Here is a 16961-nt window from a genome sequence, read left to right on the forward strand (position 1 = left end):
GATCGGCGCCATGGTCACCGACCACCGCAAGCTTCCCCGGCGTCGCGGCGAAGCCCTCAACGCCGCGATCCTGCAGGCCACCCTGGACGAACTGAGCGAGGTCGGCTACGCCGGGCTGACCATGGAACGCGTCGCCGAACGGGCGCGGACCGGCAAGGCGTCGGTTTACCGGCGCTGGCCGAGCCGGATGGAGCTGGCCCTCGACGCCGTCTACCACGTGCTGCCGGACCCGTCGTCGCCGCCGGACACCGGCACCCTGCGCGGCGATCTGCTCGCGCTGCTGCGCCACAGCGCCGAGACGCTGGCCGGACCGGCGGGTGAGGCGCTGCGCGGGCTGCTCAGCGACGTGCTCACCGACCCCTCCCGGACCGCGGAGCTGCGGCAGCACTCGCACGGCGCGGGCCGCAGGGCGGTGGCCGAGGTCGCCCGCCGCGCGGTCGAACGCGGGGAGATCCCCGCCGAGGCGGTTACGCCGCGCCGCACCGAGGTAGCGCACGCGATGCTGCGCCAGCACTTCCTGTTCCAGGGCGTGCCGATCCCCGACAAGGTGATCGTCGAGATCGTCGACGAGGTGCTGGTGCCCCTGTTCCGGGCGTGAATCGGCCACGCGCGCCTCTGCGGACCGCCGTTTCACCGGCTGACCGTTGATCGGGCTGGACAGCTTTCCGGTGCGTTCACGCCGTCCATGGCAGCGGAGCCTTCCGAGGTCGTGCGCATTCCGGAAGGCTCCACCCTGCCGCGAAACGTCCTTCAGCGCCAGACGGCCACGACCGACGGCCTGGGCTGCGAGTCCCCGCCGTCGGGCCAGTGCGACACGGGGTTGTCGGCGCTGGCTCCGTCGAGCTCTCCCGGATGCTGCGCCGAAACGAGCACCAGGTCGTCCTCGATCACCGGACCGCACGCTTCCGCGCCGCGCGGAACGCTGAGGAACTGCATGACGTGGCCGCGTTCCTCGCCCTCCAGCGGCACCCGGTACAGCCCGTCGTTGGCGGCCAGCGCCTCCGACGAGTCCGTGGTGATCCACAGGTCGCCGCCGGAGTCGAAGGCGACGTTGTCCGGGCAGGTGATCGGACTGACCTGCGACTTGTCGAAACCGCCGTAGTAGGTGGCGGGGTCGTTCGGGTCCCCGCACACCAGCAGCAGGTTCCAGGTGAACGTGGTCCGGCCGGTCTCGGCCAGCTCGAGCACCTGGCCGTGCTTGTTGCTGTTGCGCGGGTTCGTCTCGTCCGCGCCTGCCTTGCCGTCGGTACCCCGGTCGCTGTTGTTGGTGAGCGCCGCGTAGACGCGCCCGGTCTTCGGGTGCGGCTGCACGTCCTCGGGGCGGTCCATCTTGGTCGCGCCCACCGCGTCGGCGGCCAGGCGCGCGAAGACGTAGACCTCCTCGGCTGTCATCCCCGGCACGAAGCTCTCGTCGTTGTGCGCGAGCGCGATCCACTCGCCGGTGCCGTCGAAGCGGCCGTCCGACGGCAGCTTTCCGGTGCCGTCGATCTCCTCCGCGGGACTGTCGCCGCTGAACCTGGCCACGTAGAGCGTGCCGGAGTCCAGCAGCGACATGTTGTGCCGCCGCGCGTGCCGGCTGTCGCCCCGCTTCATCTTCTTGTCGGAGACGAACTTGTACATGTACTCGAACTTCTCGTCGTCGCCCAGGTAGGCGGCGACGCGGCCGTCGTCGAGCACGTGGACGTTGGCGCCCTCGTGCTTGAAGCGGCCGAGCGCGGTGTGCTTGACCGGTCTGGACTCCGGGTCGTACGGGTCGAGCTCGACGATCCAGCCGAAGCGGTTGGCCTCGTTGGGCTGGCGCGCGAGGTCCCATCGGGAGTCGTAGCGCTCCCACTTGCGCTCGGTCGCGGTGCCCTGCATGCCGTAGCGGGTGAGACGCGCCTTGGTCGCCGGGTCGGTCACCTGGTCGGCGTTGGCGAAGTAGAAGTGGATGTTCTCCTCGCCGGACAGGACCGTCCCCCACGGCGTCACGCCGCCGGAGCAGTTGTTCATGGTGCCGAAGACCTTGGTTCCGGTCGGGTCGGCGGAGGTCTTGAGCAGGTCGCTGCCGGCGGCCGGACCGCGCACCTCGAACTCGGTGTTGAGCGTGATGCGGCGGTTGAGCCGGTGCATCCGGACCTCCGGCGCGCCGTCGCCGGTCTCCAGCACGACGACCGACAGCCCGTGCGCTGCCCACGCGATGCGCACCTGCTGCTCGGTCGGGTTCTCGGGGTCGTACCCGCGGAAGATGAACTCCTCGCTGGTGTACTCGTGGTTGTTGACCATGAGCCGCAGGTCGCCGCGCAACGGCAGCAGGGCGCAAAAGTCGTTGTTGAAGCCGAACTGCCGCTCCTGCGCCTCCGGCGTCTGGGCCTCGAAGTCGAACTCCGGCGCACCGGGCAGGATCGGGTCGCCCCAGCGGATGACGATGCCCTGCTGGAAGCCTTCGGGGACGACGACGGCGTCCTCCAGGTTCGGCTTGACGGGTACGAAGTCCAGGCCCCGCCGCGGGGCGGCGGCCGACGGCGGCGCGGCAGCGGCGGCGGAGGCCAGAGCCGACGAGGCGGCGGCCGTGGAGACGGCGACGACGGCGCCGGCTCGGAACAGGCCGCGACGGTCCAGCATGCGCTGGACCAGGTCGCCGAAGTACGGGTTGTCGGAGGTGTTCGGCGGGTGCTGCGAGCACTGATCGCCGCAGCGGTATCGACAGGTGACCCGCGCCCGGCCGCCGGTGAGCAGCGGCAGCAGGCGTCGGCCGCGATCGGGGTGTGGTGGCACGCCAACCTCCAATGACGGTGCAGTCCGAGAACGGATGGAGGGTATGTCACAACCGCGAGAGAGAGAACGATCGCGGAAAATTCGGCGAATTCTGGTCGCTGGGAGGAAGTGGGCGAGTCGCGTTTCGTCCTATTAGAACTGCTCGCGGCGAATGGGGCCCGGACAGCGCGGGGTGCGGAAACGGCTTGCGGCGATGGGTGATGTCGGCCGGGTGACGTCATGTGGCGGCTGACGGCGGGCGGATGGCGCGGGTAAGCGGCGGCGGTTGGTGCCGTCGTCGGTCGACGGCCGGCGGGTGCCCACCAGGTGCCGAAGGCCGCTGCTGGGCACGTAGCAGCCAGGCGTCCCGGCGGCACCGGTGCCGCTGTTGGCGCGGGCTCCGGAATCGGCGGCTCGCGCGGGCGGCACGCGGCATGGGTGGCCCGGCGACACCGTCTGCCTGCCAGCACGGTCAGCGCGCGGCGTGGTTGGCGTGACGGCACGACCCACTGGAACGATTGGCCCGCTAGCACGGTTGGCGTGCCAGCACCGTCGGCATGGCGACACGGTCGTCGGCACACGGCATGGCTGACCGACAGTACGTTTTCCCTGGTAGCAAGGTTGGGGCGCGAGCACTGTCGGCATGGCGGCACGGTCGGCGTGGCGGCACGGCACGGTCGGCACGGCACCCCGGCAAGGCGGCTGCCGCCTGCCGGCGCGGCCGGCGTTCGTGCGGCACGGAGCCCAGCAACTCCATCTCAGCGTGAGTGGTGCCGGAGGTGGCATTGCCTCCGCCCTCGTACGGGATGTCTTGGCCTGCGCACGGAATGTCCTGTGCCCGCGAGGCCACTGCACCGTCGCCACCCGCCCGACTGGGCAAATATACGAAAAGTGGCGGCCCCTGGTTCGGGTGCCGCCACCTATGTTTCTTGCCGATTCCTCGTTCGCCGCTTGTTGCGGGTCGGAGTCGCTTCCTCCGCCCGGTCAGAACTCCTCGCCGACCAGGGCTGCTTCGGCCGGGACCTGGTGCGGGTCGGCCTTGGTCCGGAGGTCGACCACCAGCAGACCGGCCGCCAGGACGCAGGCCGCGGCGCCGACGACGAAGGGGGCCTGCGGGGCGCCGGTCCATTCGGCGATGTGGCCGACGAGGGTCGCCGCGAGCGCACCGCCGAACCAGCGGCAGAAGTTGTAGCCGGCGCTGGCGACCGGGCGCGGTGCCGAGCTGATGCTCATCGCGGTGCCGGTGAACAGGGTGTTGAGCAGCCCGGACGCCAGGCCGCTGAGGATGACCGCGACGACCACGACGGGCTTCGAACCGACAGCCATCACCGCGAGCAGGGCCGCGTAGATCAGCACGGCGAGCACGGTGCCGCCCGCCTCGCCGAAGCGCGCCGCCAGCTTGGGCGCGAGGGTGACGCCGGCGACCGCGACGCACAGTCCCCAGCCGAAGAACACCAGGCCGACCGCGATCGCGCCGAACTCGAGGACGAACGGGGACCAGGCCAGCACGGTGAAGAACGCCGCCGTGTAGAGGGCCGATCCGAGCGCGGTGCGCAGGAGACCACCGTGCCGCAGGGCCCGGATCGGGTCGAGCAACCGCACGGGCTGGCGCTCGCTGCGGTCACCGTCCTTGGGCAGGAAACCCGCGGAGAGGATCAGGGCGATGGCCATCAGGACCGCGGTGCCCGCGAAGGGCCCGCGCCACGAGATGTTGCCGAGCAGCGCGCCGAGCAGCGGCCCGGTCGACAGACCGATGCCGAGTGCGGCCTCGTAGAGCAGGATCGCCGCCTGCTGTCCGCCGCTGGCCGCACCGACGATCACCGAGAGCGCGGTGGCGATGAAGAACGCGTTGCCCAGGCCCCAGACCGCGCGCAGCGCGACGAGCTGGCCGATCGAGCCGGCGAGCGCGCACGCGAGGGTGGCCAGCACGATCAGCACGAGTCCGGTCACGACGGTGCGCTTCGCGCCGAAGCGGGCGCTGAACGCACCGGTGATCAGCATCGCGACGACCTGGACGCCGAGGTAGGAGGAGAACAGCAGGGTGACCTGCTCCGGTCCGGCGTTGAGCGCCTCGGCGATGGACAGCAGGATCGGGTCGACCAGGCCGATGCCCATGAAGGCGATCACGGCGGCGAAGGCCGTGATCCAGACGGCTTTCGGCTGACCCTTGAACACATCCAGCAACCGGACGTCGTGTGCGCCGCTCATCGGCCGCCACTCCCAGCTTTCCCCTCGACGAATAGTTCGTTTGCAATGCTAACAATTGGGATGGACCGAACCAACCCGAACATGGCACCAATCACGGAACATGCGGATCACCTGCGCAAACACCCAGAGCGAGGCGCGGGAGAAGCGCGGCGGCAGCAGCCACTGCCCGGCCGCGCCAGGATCGGCTACACCCGGTCTGGCTACACCCGGTCTGGTCACACCCGGCTCGTCGCATCTGTCGGCAGCCGTGCCGGACCGCCGGAATACCGCCGCCAACCGGCACGCGGTGCGGCAAGCGCGTTGACCGTGCCGCTGGTGTTCCGGTCGCCTACCGGCAAGCCCCGTCGGCAGCCGCTCGGCGGTGTGCCGCTGTTGTCGTGCCTGTTCACCGGGCACGTTGTGTCGGTGAGCTGGCCGGCGGATGTGCCGTCGAGCCGGTACGCGCCCGGTGGACGCGCTGAAGACCGGCGGCCGTGCCGCCGTGTCCGTCTGCCCACCGGCACGGGACGTCGGCAGGCTGCGTCACTGTGCCGCTGTTCCGGTCCGCCCTCCCGCCGTCGGCGGGTGCCCGGCTGCCCCGCCCACTGCGCGCTGCTGTTATTACTGCCGGTGCGTGGCCACTGGTACGTGTCCGTCGTTGTTTCGGTTCGCTGCCGCCGCGCCCTGAGCGCGTGCGCCGCTGCCCATGCATCGCCGCCGCCACGCCATCACCGGAACGCCGCCGCTACGGCCGTGGCTCCGAGTGACGCCGCAGCCGCCGCTCCGACCGACGCGTCGCTACCCGCGTGGTCGCCATAGCCGCTGTTCCGACCGACGCGTCGCTACCCGCGTGGCTGCCGCAGCCGCTCTACTTGCCCGATCTCGGACGACCGATCACACCTCGCCCGGGCTGAACCCGGCCGCGCCGCTCCCGGCCGGACCGGCCTTCCGGCCCTGCCCCAGCCAGTGCGGCCGGGCCACAGCCGGCTGGGGCAGGGTGCGGAACGGGCCGTGAGGTCAGGCCGTGGTGGCCACCCTTCCCAGACCGCGGCGGGCGGCGCCGGCGATCTGCTGGTCGGGGTGCTGGAGGGCGATGGTCTCCAGCACGGTGTCGGCGGCGACGTGGCTGGTGCGGGGGATCTGGTCGATCAGCGCCAGCTGGTCCGGGGTGGGGCGACTGCGGAACTCGGTGAGGAAGCGCTCCGCGTCGTCGGCGGCGGTCACCGCCATGGCGTCGAGCTCGAACAGCAGCTCGTCGCCCGTCCGCACGAACTCCTCGCCCGGTGCGGCGGCCACGGGGGTGGGCCTGGCCTGCAGCCACATCCGGGCGGCGGGACCGGCGATCACGTCCTCCCGCAGGCCGAGCACCGCCGCGACACCCTCATCCCCGGTGCGTTCCAGCAGCCACAGCGCGGTGAGCCGGACCGGCGGTTCGTCGAGCCTGCGCAGCAGCTCCACCAGCTCCGCGCCGGCGGCACGCTCACCGCGGCGGCCGATCCAGCCCGCCGCCAGGGCTTCGACCACCTCGGGAGAGCTGTCGCGAAGAACGCGGACCAGGACCTCCGCCGGGTAGTCGGCGATCTCCGCCACCGTCGGCGCGATGAAGCCGAACGCCTGGAGAGAACCGCGGGCCGCCCAAAGCCCGGCCGGGGTCAGCTCGACCGTGGTGTGATCGGCGGTCGTCCCCTCCGGCACGAGCGAGTCGATCACCGCCACCTGCTCGGCGTCGGTGGCGACCTGCCTGCGGACGGCACCCATCGCCTCCCACTGGTCGAGGACCTTCACCAGCGTCCGGCGCAGGGCCGCCCGCCTGTCGTCCGGTACGCCGGCCGGGTCATCGGCGGCCCGGTCGTCGTCGGCCGCCACATCGTCGGCTGCCAGGTCGTCGGCGATCGCGTTCACGACCAGTTCGAGCGGCACGGCGTCGCCGGCCGAGTACAGGCAGCACAGCGCCGCCTGCACCAGGTCGGGGAAGGCGTCGGTACCGCCCGCGAGCACGTCGAGCTCTCCCTCGTCCGTACCGAAGACCCCGTCGAGCAGCACGAAGCACTGCCACAGCCGGGTCCACAGCAGCGCGGGCTCGGTCAGCACCGGCAGGCTGGCCTGGGTGGGGACCAGCCCGTCGCCCACCTCGCGAACCAGGCCCGTCTGCCTCGCCCACTCCAGCAGCAGCGCGGCCTCCGCCGCGTCGACGTCGAGCGCTGCCGCGAGCTCGCCGGTGTCGACGCGCTCGCGCCCGGTGCCCAGCCACGAGTGGAGGGCGCGCATCCGGTGCGGCACCACGGCGTCCTCGGCGTAGCGGACGTCCTCGACGTCGGCAGGCGGCAGCCAGAACGCGGGCTCGGGCCCCGGCTCGGCGGCGTCGCGGTCCTCGACCGAGTCGGCCAGCGACCGGTCCACGTCGACCTCGCCCGCGTCCACCGCGTCGAAGAAGCCCTCGACCGCGGCCTCGTCATCGGCGTCGAGTCCGTGCTCGCGCATCACCACCGACCAGAACTTCTCCGCGCCCCACTCGCCCGGGTCCGCCATGGCCGCGAGGTAGCCGGGGGAGGCCCGCTCCACGGCCGCGCGCAGCTCCGCCGCCGGTACGTCGGAGACGAGCAGCCCGACGTCGTCGAGGTAGGCGATCCACAGCGCCAGGCACTCCGGCGCGGCCGGCCAGTTCTCGTCGAGCACCAGCCTGCGCGGGCATGAGTGGCCGAGGAAGTGCGTCACGTCGTCCTCGGTCCACCTGGTCAGCAGGCCGTCCACGCCGCGCTTCTCGTCGAGCAGGAAACCGGCGAGCTCGACCGGGGCGCGCTCCCGACCACCGTGTTCGACGCACCAGGTCGCGAACCGGTCGATCAGCGCGGTCTTCGACCGCTCGTAGCGGGTGGTTTCGGCGTGCAGGAAAGCGGTGCGCATGGGTGTCTCCTCCGTGTGGGGGCTTGATCGGAACACGTCGAGGGTAGGGAGCCGATCTCCGGCCGCCGTCCAGCGAAGGGCGGGTTCGCACCGTGTGTCGGGCAACCCTTCCGGGTGCTTTTAGGTATGGGTTTCGGTACTTGTCCCGCTACGGGCACCAGGGTCTTAGGTCCACAGTTGCTGGTACGTCCCCGTTGGGACGCGCGAACAGGACGAACCGGGAATGACGGCGGCCGACACGCCACATCCGGCTTCGCACCCGACCGAATCCGTCGTTTCCAGGGGTAACGGGCGATGAGGGAGGAGGTCGTAGTACCTGGACAGCGGGCCTTGCGCCCCGGCGACCCGCTGCCCGTCCCCAGACGAGGTGGGCGTGCCGGCGGCCGGCACGCCCACCTCGCCCCGATCCAGGACCACCATGCTCCAGCACGCACCACTACCGGCACACAACGCACAACCCGCCGCGCAACACGCTCCCCCTCCAACCGGTTCCGGCTACGAGCCCGCCGAGCGAGAACCCGAACCCTCCGATCACCAGGCCCTCGGATGGCCAGTCGACGCCGAGGGCCTGGTGATCGGCGACCAGGTGGGCGCGCTTCTGATGCCCGCCGAACTCGGCGCCAGGGTCCAGCAGGTGCTCTCGATCCACATGCTCGCCGGTCCGGCGATCGCCTACCCGGATCGTTGGGCCGTGCTCACCGGGCCCGGCGGCCACGACCGGACCGGAGACCTCTCCCTCGGTCCGGTCGTGGCGGCCCGAAGCGGTCAGCGGCTGCCGCTGCCGCCGGCCGGCGACGCCCGCTGGGTCGGCGGGCTCTCGCAGCCACCCGCCTGGCAGACGGTCGTCTCCGCGACCCGCCGCGCGATCGAGACGCCGCAGTTCGCCGTGGTGTAGTGGGCCGAGCTCCGGTCACGGCTTGCCTGCCTGCTCGGCGACCCACGCCGCGATCTGCGCTCGGGAGCTGAACCCGAGCTTGGTCAGGATGTGCTCGATGTGGCTGTCCGAGGTCCGCTTGGCGATCACGAGCTGCTCGGCGATCTGCCGGTTGGACAGCCCGCGTGCCACGAGATCGGCCACCTCGCGCTCCCGCCTGGTCAGCTGCGCGGGCACGTCGGCGGCCGAGACGACCTCGCGCTCCCCGAGCGCGTCGGCCACCGCCTCGGCGAGGGTGAACGAGGCGCCCTCGCGCTCGGCCGACCGCAGCTCGGCCGCCCGCAGCATGCCGCGTGCCCTGGCCAGGGCCGCAGCGTGCCAGTCCAGGTAGCGCCGGATGCCGAACAGGTAGGTGCCCAGCGGCTGCCACAGCGCGACCACCGCGGCGAACAGCCTGACCGCCAGGTCCGCCCTACCGCGCGCGACCTCGGTCCACGCCAGCATCTCCAGGCACACCACGACCCCGGCCACGTCGTTGAACCGGCTCTTGAGCCGCAGCGCCGCCCGCAGGTGCGCCGCGCCCTCCTGCGCGTCGCCCTCGCACCAGTGGGCGAGACCGAGCACGAGCTCCGCCCAGGAACGCGCCCACTGCTCGCCGTGTTCGTCGCAGATCTCCAGGCATTCCTCGCAGTGCGCGATGGCCTGCGCGGCGTCGCCGAGGAAGACCGACGCCAGCGCCCGGTTCGGCAGCGTCATCACGGCCAGACCGTCGTGGCGCAGCAGGTCCGGGCGCCGCAGCGCTTCCTGGAACGCCTCGTCCGCGGCGGTGTGGTCGTTGCGCAGCAGCTCGACGACGCCGACCAGGTGCGGGACGGACGGATCTCCGAGTCCGCGCGCTTCGGCGAGCAGTTCCAGCCCTTCGTCGACGCCGCCCAGCATCGCGGTGAGCAGCCCGTTGATCGCCAGCGCCTTGCCGCGCACCGGAGTCGGTTCGGTGGTGACGGTCAGCGCCTCGTCGAGCCATTCGCGGCCGTCGCGCAGCGCACCGCCGGCCAGCCAGAAGAAGCGGAGGGCCGCGGCCATGCGCAGCCCTTCGGATGCCTCACCGGGCTCGGACAGGCAGAACTCCAGCGCGGCCCACAGGTTCTCGCGTTCCCGCAGCAGCCTGACCAGCCACTCGGTCTGCTCGGGCCCGAGCCACTCGGCGTCGGCGTACTCGGCCATCAGCAGGAAGTGGTCGCGGTGCCGCCTGCGCAGCACGACCTCCTGCTGGTGGCCGAGGCGCTGCCGCCCGTACTCCCGAATCGTCTTCAGCAGCCGGTACCGCGCGCGTGAGTCGCCGGTGTCCTCGCGGCACAGCACCGAACGCTCCACCAGCCCGGCGATGCCGCACAGCAGGTCGTCGGCGCTCAGACCGTCGCCCGCGCAGACCTCCTCGGCGGACTCCAGCTCGAAACCACCCGCGAACACCGACAGCCGCGACCACAGGGTCCGCTCGACCGGGGTGCACAGGTCGAAGCTCCACGCGATCGTCGCCCGCAGCGAGCGGTGGTGCGGCACGGCGCTGCGGTCGCCGCCGTTGAGCAGCTGGTAGTGGTCGGTGACGCGGGTGAGGATCTCGTCGACCGACAGCGAGCGCATCCACACCGCGGCCAGCTCGATCGCCAGCGGCAGTCCGTCGAGCTGGACGCAGAGGGTGGCCACCGATGCCTGGTTCTCCGGCCCGACGGCGAAACCGGGCAGCACCGCCGACGCGCGGTCCTCGAAGAGCACGACGGCGTCGGACTCGCGCGACCCCCGCGCCGACACCGTCATCGGCGGCACCGGCCAGACGCGTTCACCGGCCACGCCCAGCGGTGAGCGGCTGGTGACCAGCAGCCGCACCTCGGGTGCGCCGGAGAGGATCGCGCCGACCAGCGGTCCGCACTCGTCGAGCAGGTGCTCGCAGCCGTCGAGCACGATCAGCATGCGCCGGTCGGCGAGCCGTGTCACCAGCGTTTCGAGGCTGGCGGGCGGGTCGCCGAGGCCGAGGTCGGCCACGACCGCGCGGTCGAGCAGCCCGGGTTCGGTGACGCGGCCCAGCTCCACCAGCCAAACGCCGTCGGGGAACGCCCGGCGCAGACCGCGTGCGACGTGGATGGCCAGCCGCGACTTGCCGACCCCGCCGACGCCGGTGAGCGTGACCAGCCGTGACGTCGTGAATAGTTTCTTTATCTGCGCGCTCGCACCGCGACGACCGACGAAGCTGGTCAGGTCGTCGGGCAGTCTCCCCACACGCTTGGTCTTCACGGCGGCCCACCGCGTTCTCCGCACATCACCGGAAAGGCCAGTGTAGGTCAGAAATCGCTGGTCAGGAGGGGTGCGTACTGGTCGTTCGACCAGGTTCGGCGCGGAACCGGCTACGCGGGCTGCGCGGTCTCGGCGAGCGCTACCGCGTGGCAAGCGCCGGGGCCGTCCGCGCGGGCGGTGATCCGGCCGGACCGGACGTGGACGGCGGTCTCGGTCGTGTCGTCGACGACCGGGGCGCCGACCGCCGCCGCGAGATCGCCGGACTCGTCGCACACGACCCGCACGCCCGGCCACGTCGGCGGCGGGAAGGCCTGGCGCAGGCAACCGCACACCTCGGCGACGGCCAGCCGCGCCAGCGGGACGAGCTCACCCGGGTCACCGGTCACCAGGACGGCGGTGATCTCGGTGCCCGCGGGAGCCGCCCGCACCGCTTCCTCCACGGCCGCGACGCGGTGCAGCCCGAGCACCGCCACCACGCCGTCGTCGGCCAGCGAGGCGTGCTCGCCGCGCACCACGTCGGTCGCCGACGGCGGATCCCACGGCTGGTCGGACCGCCGCACCGGGGGGTGCGCCGGCGGTGGTGCCCACCAGTCGCCCAGTTCGAGCTCGGCGAGCTGCTCGCAGGCGCTGACGATGTCGAAGGGCTCGACGAAACCGGGTGCCGCGGCCGTCATCTGGGTGGCGCCGTGCAGCGTGGTGAGCACCGTCTCGGCGAGCCGCACCGAGCGTCGCGGGGGCGCCGCCGCAGGTGAGTCCAGCGGTCGCAGCCGCTCCAGGGCCAGCCCGACCAGGAGCGCGTTGAGCTTCATGAGCTGCGCGAAGGGCTGCCGGATCCGGTCGTCGGCGAGGATCTCGGGCACCAGCGCGGCGCCGATGCGGGGCGACTCGACCCCGCCCGGAGGCAGCCGCGCCACCCAGGCGCGGGCCAGTGCGCCCAGCGCCTCGCGCGCGGTGCGCCCCAGCTCCGGGTGCGACGGCGCCGGTTCGGTCTCGGCGAGGTGGGCCAGCACGGCCAGGTACAGGGCGCGCTTGCCGGGGAAGTTGGAGTAGACCGCACCCCGCGTCAGCTCGGCGCGATCAGCGATGTCGTCGACCTTGGCGTCGCGGAAACCGCGTTCGGCGAACTCGTCCCGCGCCGCGGCGAGCACCTTCGCCCGGTTTCGCTCCTGCGTCTCCGCCCTGGTCAGCCGACCCATCACTCTCCTCGCCGCGGCCTCCGGCTCCCCCGCGGCGCAGAATACCCCGCGCATCTGGATGTTCGCATCATCGGGATGTTGCTAACATCGCGGAGGAATCCGTGGCCGACGCAATGCTAGCGACGCGTCCGAGCCGTCCAGGCCCCCTTGAGGAGATCCCCGAGTGGCACACTTCGGCGAGCGCGGCGACCGGGTTCGCTGCTCGTTCTGCGGTAAGACCCAGCAGCAGGTCCGCAAGGTCATCGCGGGCCCGGCGGGAGTCTACATCTGCGACGAGTGCGTCGAGCTGTGCAACGAGCTCGTCGAGGAGGAGCTGGCCCAGCAGGCCGCCGCCGAGGCGCCGCGCGAGCTGCCCAAGCCGCGCGAGATCGACGCCTTCCTCGACCAGTACGTGGTGGGGCAGCAGGCCGCCAAGCAGGCCCTCTCGGTCGCGGTCTACAACCACTACAAGCGGATCCAGCCGGAGACGACAGGGCGCGGACGGCACGCGACCAAGGAGGAACCGGTCGAGCTCGGCAAGTCCAACATCCTGCTGATCGGCCCCACCGGCTGCGGCAAGACGCACCTGGCCCAGACCCTGGCCAGGATGCTGGACGTGCCCTTCGCCATCGCCGACGCGACGGCGCTGACCGAGGCGGGCTACGTCGGCGAGGACGTCGAGAACATCCTGCTCAAGCTGATCCAGGCCGCCGACTACGACATCGCCCGGGCGCAGACCGGCATCCTCTACATCGACGAGGTCGACAAGGTCTCCCGCAAGAGCGACAACCCCTCGATCACCCGCGACGTCTCCGGCGAGGGCGTGCAGCAGGCCCTGCTGAAGATCCTGGAGGGCACGACCGTCTCGGTGCCGCCGCAGGGCGGGCGCAAGCACCCGCACCAGGAATTCATCCAGATCGACACCACCAACGTGCTGTTCGTCCTCGGCGGCGCGTTCGCCGGGCTGGAGAAGATCGTCGAGCAGCGCACCGGACGCAGCGGCATCGGCTTCGGCGCCGAGGTGCGCAGCCGCCAGCAGCGCCAGTCCGAGGCCGCCCTGACCGACGCCCGGCCCGACGACCTGGTGAAGTTCGGGCTGATCCCGGAGCTCGTCGGCCGGGTGCCGGTCATCTCGACGTTGCAGCCGCTGGACCGCGACACACTCGTCCGCATCCTCACCGAACCGCGCAACGCGCTGGTCAAGCAGTACCAGAAGCTTTTCCGGATGGACGACGTCGAGCTGAGCTTCACCGACGACGCCGTGGAGGCGATCGCCGAACAGGCGATGCTGCGCGGCACCGGCGCCAGGGCGACCAGGGCGATCCTGGAGGAGGTCCTGCTGGACCTGATGTACGAGGTGCCCAGCCGGGATGACGTGACCGAGGTGGTGGTGGACCGCGAGTTCGTCCTCGACCACGTCAACCCGACGCTGGTGCCTCGCGACCACCAGCCCGTTCGCGGCCGCCACGAGAAGTCGGCCTGACGCGAGTACTGGCGGCCCGGACGCGACTGCCGGGTCAGGCAGGTCTCAGGCGCCAGAGCGAGGTCACCTCGGCGGAGCGCGCCGCGTGCAGCGGATCGCCGGAGTCCCCGGCCCTCCGGTGCCTGGCGGGTACCTCGAGCCGACCGGCGACTTCGAGGCCCGACTCCCGGATCCAGGCCGACAACCGAGCCCGCGAACGCAGGCCGAGGTGTTCGGCCAGGTCCGACAGCACGAGCCAGCCTTCGCCGCCCGGTTCCAGGTGGCCGGCCAGGCCCGCGAGGAAACCTCGCAGCATGCGGCTGCCCGGGTCGTACACCGCGTTCTCGATCGGCGTGGTCGGCTCAGCCGGGATCCACGGCGGGTTGCAGACGACGAGCGCGGCACGTCCGGCGGGGAAGAGGTCGGCTGCTTCGACCGAGACGCGGTCCGCGAAGCCCAGGCGCGCGATGTTCTCCCGCGCGCACGCCAACGCGCGCGGGTCCTGGTCGGTCGCGACGACCCGAGCCACACCGCGGTGCGCCAGAACCGCCGCCAGGACACCGGTTCCGGTGCCGATGTCGAAGGCGACGTCGCCGGTGGGCAGCGCGGCGGCGGCGACCAGGTCGACGTACTCGCCGCGCACCGGCGCGAACACCCCGTAGTGCGGGTGGATTCTCGCTCCCAGCGCCGGGACCTCGACGCCCTTTCGCCGCCATTCGCGCGCACCGATGACGCCGAGGAGCTCCCGCAACGACATCACGTACGGTTCCGGCGCCGGGCCGTGGACGTCCAGGCACGCCGCCCGCACGTCCGGTGCTCGCCGAAGCGGGACGACGTGGCCGGCGTCGACCGGCACCAGCAGCATTCCCAGCAGGCGGGCCCGCACGGCCTGCCGTTTCCGGTGCTCCTGGAAGGAAAAGTCCTCCGGCCGACGAGCGTCTGCGCGCCTTCGCAAGGCGTGCATGAGGTTGCGGGCGTTGTGGTAGTCCCCTCGCCAGAGGATCGCCGTGCCGGCACGGGCGTGGCGGTGCGCGGTGGACGCCGGCATGCGGTCGTCGGCCACGACCACGCGCCGGGGCGCGGCCGCGCCGCTCTCGGAAACCCAACGGGCGCAACGTGGTTCGCCGTCCTCGCTCCAGCGCAGGACGTCGCGGTGGTGACTGCTCATCAAGTCCGTTCCTTCTCGAACGCCCGGGTTTTCCGGGCGTGAGTGGGCAGCGCGTGAGCTTTGGTGCGCACGCGCGGAAAGCGGAGCGGAATGCCGCTAGAACACCACCGAGGCGTGGCGCGGAGCAGTCATGAGCCGCGAGCTTAGTCGCGCGATCAGCCGCGTGGAAACCGAATTACGCGCCCGTGGCCCGGTGGACCCGGTCGGCCATCGCGCGCAGGTACTCGACCAGCTCCGGCGGTTCGTGCACCTCGAACTCGCAGCCGAGCATCGTCAGCCGGAACGCCAGCCACTCCAGGGTGTCGGCGTTGCTGCGCAGCAGACAGGAGTTCTCGTCGATCGCGGTCACGTCGCCGAAGTAGCCGCCGAGCTGCTCGGCGGGCGCGTGCAGCGTCACCACGGCGTGGTAGGTCTCCGCGAGTCTGCGCAGCTTGTTCTTAACGTACGTGGCGGCGTCGTCGGCGGGCAGTTCGCGCGGGGCGGTCCGGGCGCCGGTCGCCACCGGCCGTTCGACGCGGTCGACGCGGAAGATCCGCCAGTCGTCGCGGCCGTTGTCGTAGGCGACCAGGTACCAGCGGTGGCCGTAGGACACCAGGCGGTGCGGCTCCACCAGGCGGTTGCTCTCGGTGCCGTCACCGGTCCGGTAGGCGAATCGCAGCTTCTCCCGGTTGGCGATCGTCGCCGCGAGCACCGCCAGGCCGCCCGGCTCGACGGTCGGCCCGTACCCCGGCACCCGCAGCGTCGCCTTGTTCAACGCGCTCACGCGGTAGCGCAGCCGCGACGGCAGCACCTGCTCCAGCTTGGCCAGCGCCCGCACGGACGCCTCCTCGATCCCGGCGACGGCCTGCCCGGCCGCGGTGCGCAGCCCGACCGCGATGGCCACCGCCTCCTCGTCGTCGAGCAGCAGCGGCGGCATCGCCGACCCCGCGACCAGGCGGTATCCGCCTGCCGCACCCATCGTCGCCTCCACCGGGTAGCCGAGGTCGCGCAGCCGGTCGACGTCGCGGCGGATCGTGCGCGGGCTGACGCCGAGGCGCTCGGCGAGCTCGCTGCCCGGCCACTCGCGCGGGGTCTGCAGGAGGGACAGCAGACTCAGGAGACGTCCGGGCGTGTCGGTCATGCCGACGAGCATGCCAGGCATCTGGGCCGGGAACGGTCCTACATCGGCAAGCGCTACCGGGTGGCGCGGAAGGTCCGGCGGTAGGCCAGCGGCGAGACTCCGATGGCGGCGTGCATGTGCTGGCGCAGCGAGGTGGCGGTGGCGAAGCCGACCTGCTCGGCGACCTGGTCGATCCCGAGGTCGCTGGACTCGAGCAGGTGGCGGGCCTTGGCGACGCGCTGCTGGATCAGCCACCGGCCGGGGCTGACGCCGACCTCGTGGCGGAAGCGGCGGGCGAACGTGCGCATGCTCATCCGCGCGTGCGCGGCGAGGTCGGCCAGCACCAGCGGCGAGTGCAGGTGTTCCAGCGCCCACTGCCGGGTCGCCGCCGTGCCGGTGCCGGAAGGCTCGGGCACCGGTTGCTCGATGTACTGCGCCTGACCGCCGTCACGCCACGGCGGCACCACGCAGACCCGCGCGACCCAGTTGGCCACCTCGCTGCCGTGGTCGCTGCGCAGGACGTGCAGGCAGACGTCCACACCGGAGGCGGCGCCCGCGGAGGTCAGCACGTCGCCGTCGTCGATGAACAGCACGTCCGGGTCGAGCGCTACCTGCGGGAACAGGCTCCGGAAGCGCTCGGCCAGCGCCCAGTGCGTCGTCGCCGGACGGCCGTCGAGCAGCCCGGCCGCGGCGAGGACGAACGCGCCGGTGCAGATCGAGACGATGCGGGTGCCGGGGCGGACAAGAGCGAGCGCGCCGGCCAGCGCAGCGCTCAGCTCCCCGTTGGCCAACGCCGTGTCGAACGGCGGGATCACGACGGTGCCGGCCGTGCTCAGGACCTCGGGGCCGTGCCGGACCGCGATGTCGAAGTCCGCGTCGCTGCGCACCGGCCGCCCGTCGACGGTGCAGGTGAGCACCTCGTAGCGGCCGTCGGCGGCCCCGAAGATCCGCTTGGGGATGCCGAGCTCGAACGGGTACACGCCCTCCAGTGCGAGGACGACGACGCGATGCATGGCACGATCCTATCGATCAATGACCTTCCTGCCAGTTTTCGCACCTACCGGTAG

General features: G+C 72.0%; 11 protein-coding genes. 3 read left to right on the top strand and 8 right to left on the bottom strand.

Going from position 1 to position 16961, the window contains the following annotated elements:
• Nucleotides 1-10 precede the first annotated feature (10 nt).
• Nucleotides 11-598, top strand: a complete 588-nt coding sequence (locus HUO13_RS36840; RefSeq protein ID WP_211899425.1) for a TetR/AcrR family transcriptional regulator — start codon at nt 11-13, stop codon at nt 596-598.
• 152 nt (nt 599-750) lie between these two features.
• Here the strand turns inward: HUO13_RS36840 and HUO13_RS36845 are convergent, their stop codons facing one another.
• The 3 genes from HUO13_RS36845 to HUO13_RS36855 all read right to left on the bottom strand — a co-directional run bounded on the left by HUO13_RS36845 (nt 751) and on the right by HUO13_RS36855 (nt 7827).
• On the bottom strand, nt 751-2757 hold the full coding sequence (locus HUO13_RS36845) for a PhoX family protein (RefSeq protein ID WP_211899426.1): 2007 nt from the start codon (nt 2755-2757) through the stop codon (nt 751-753).
• Nucleotides 2758-3720: 963 nt separating this feature from the next.
• Nucleotides 3721-4944: an MFS transporter gene (locus tag HUO13_RS36850; protein ID WP_211899427.1), complete on the bottom strand. Its 1224-nt coding sequence runs from the start codon at nt 4942-4944 to the stop codon at nt 3721-3723.
• 996 nt (nt 4945-5940) lie between these two features.
• Nucleotides 5941-7827, bottom strand: a complete 1887-nt coding sequence (locus tag HUO13_RS36855; RefSeq protein WP_211899428.1) for a HEAT repeat domain-containing protein — start codon at nt 7825-7827, stop codon at nt 5941-5943.
• A 571-nt stretch (nt 7828-8398) separates the two neighbouring features.
• Here HUO13_RS36855 and HUO13_RS36860 point away from each other — a divergent pair.
• The gene (locus HUO13_RS36860; protein ID WP_211899429.1) at nt 8399-8722 is read left to right on the top strand and encodes a hypothetical protein; all 324 of its coding nucleotides are present in this window, start codon (nt 8399-8401) and stop codon (nt 8720-8722) included.
• A gap of 15 nt (nt 8723-8737) precedes the next feature.
• Here the strand turns inward: HUO13_RS36860 and HUO13_RS36865 are convergent, their stop codons facing one another.
• The gene (locus tag HUO13_RS36865) at nt 8738-10990 is read right to left on the bottom strand and encodes an ATP-binding protein (protein ID WP_249124345.1); all 2253 of its coding nucleotides are present in this window, start codon (nt 10988-10990) and stop codon (nt 8738-8740) included.
• Between the two features lie 110 nt (nt 10991-11100).
• The gene (locus tag HUO13_RS36870; protein ID WP_211899430.1) at nt 11101-12186 is read right to left on the bottom strand and encodes a TetR/AcrR family transcriptional regulator; all 1086 of its coding nucleotides are present in this window, start codon (nt 12184-12186) and stop codon (nt 11101-11103) included.
• A 163-nt stretch (nt 12187-12349) separates the two neighbouring features.
• Here HUO13_RS36870 and clpX point away from each other — a divergent pair, with 163 nt between their 5' ends.
• Nucleotides 12350-13648: an ATP-dependent Clp protease ATP-binding subunit ClpX gene (gene clpX / locus HUO13_RS36875; RefSeq protein ID WP_211899431.1), complete on the top strand. Its 1299-nt coding sequence runs from the start codon at nt 12350-12352 to the stop codon at nt 13646-13648.
• A 34-nt stretch (nt 13649-13682) separates the two neighbouring features.
• Here clpX and HUO13_RS36880 read toward each other — a convergent pair whose 3' ends face one another.
• The 3 genes from HUO13_RS36880 to HUO13_RS36890 all read right to left on the bottom strand — a co-directional run bounded on the left by HUO13_RS36880 (nt 13683) and on the right by HUO13_RS36890 (nt 16907).
• Nucleotides 13683-14795 carry a N5-glutamine methyltransferase family protein gene (locus HUO13_RS36880; protein ID WP_211899432.1) on the bottom strand — a complete coding sequence of 371 codons (1113 nt, stop codon included), beginning with the start codon at nt 14793-14795 and terminating at the stop codon, nt 13683-13685.
• Nucleotides 14796-14970: 175 nt separating this feature from the next.
• Complete coding sequence (locus HUO13_RS36885) at nt 14971-15915, bottom strand: helix-turn-helix transcriptional regulator (RefSeq protein WP_211899433.1); 945 nt, start codon at nt 15913-15915, stop codon at nt 14971-14973.
• Nucleotides 15916-15968: 53 nt separating this feature from the next.
• Entirely contained in the window at nt 15969-16907 is a 939-nt protein-coding gene (locus HUO13_RS36890) for a GlxA family transcriptional regulator (RefSeq protein WP_211899434.1), read from the bottom strand.
• Nucleotides 16908-16961: the final 54 nt, after the last annotated feature.

It is taken from the genome of Saccharopolyspora erythraea (assembly GCF_018141105.1).
GTDB classification, from domain to species: domain Bacteria; phylum Actinomycetota; class Actinomycetes; order Mycobacteriales; family Pseudonocardiaceae; genus Saccharopolyspora_D; species Saccharopolyspora_D erythraea_A.

Coding starts and splice junctions, on each gene's coding strand:
- HUO13_RS36840 (WP_211899425.1), top strand. CDS start 11: ATGGTCACCGACCACCGCAAGCTTCCCCGGCGTCGCGGCGAAGCCCTC.
- HUO13_RS36850 (WP_211899427.1), bottom strand. CDS start 4,944: ATGAGCGGCGCACACGACGTCCGGTTGCTGGATGTGTTCAAGGGTCAG.
- HUO13_RS36855 (WP_211899428.1), bottom strand. CDS start 7,827: ATGCGCACCGCTTTCCTGCACGCCGAAACCACCCGCTACGAGCGGTCG.
- HUO13_RS36870 (WP_211899430.1), bottom strand. CDS start 12,186: ATGGGTCGGCTGACCAGGGCGGAGACGCAGGAGCGAAACCGGGCGAAG.
- HUO13_RS36880 (WP_211899432.1), bottom strand. CDS start 14,795: ATGAGCAGTCACCACCGCGACGTCCTGCGCTGGAGCGAGGACGGCGAA.
- HUO13_RS36885 (WP_211899433.1), bottom strand. CDS start 15,915: ATGACCGACACGCCCGGACGTCTCCTGAGTCTGCTGTCCCTCCTGCAG.
- HUO13_RS36890 (WP_211899434.1), bottom strand. CDS start 16,907: ATGCATCGCGTCGTCGTCCTCGCACTGGAGGGCGTGTACCCGTTCGAG.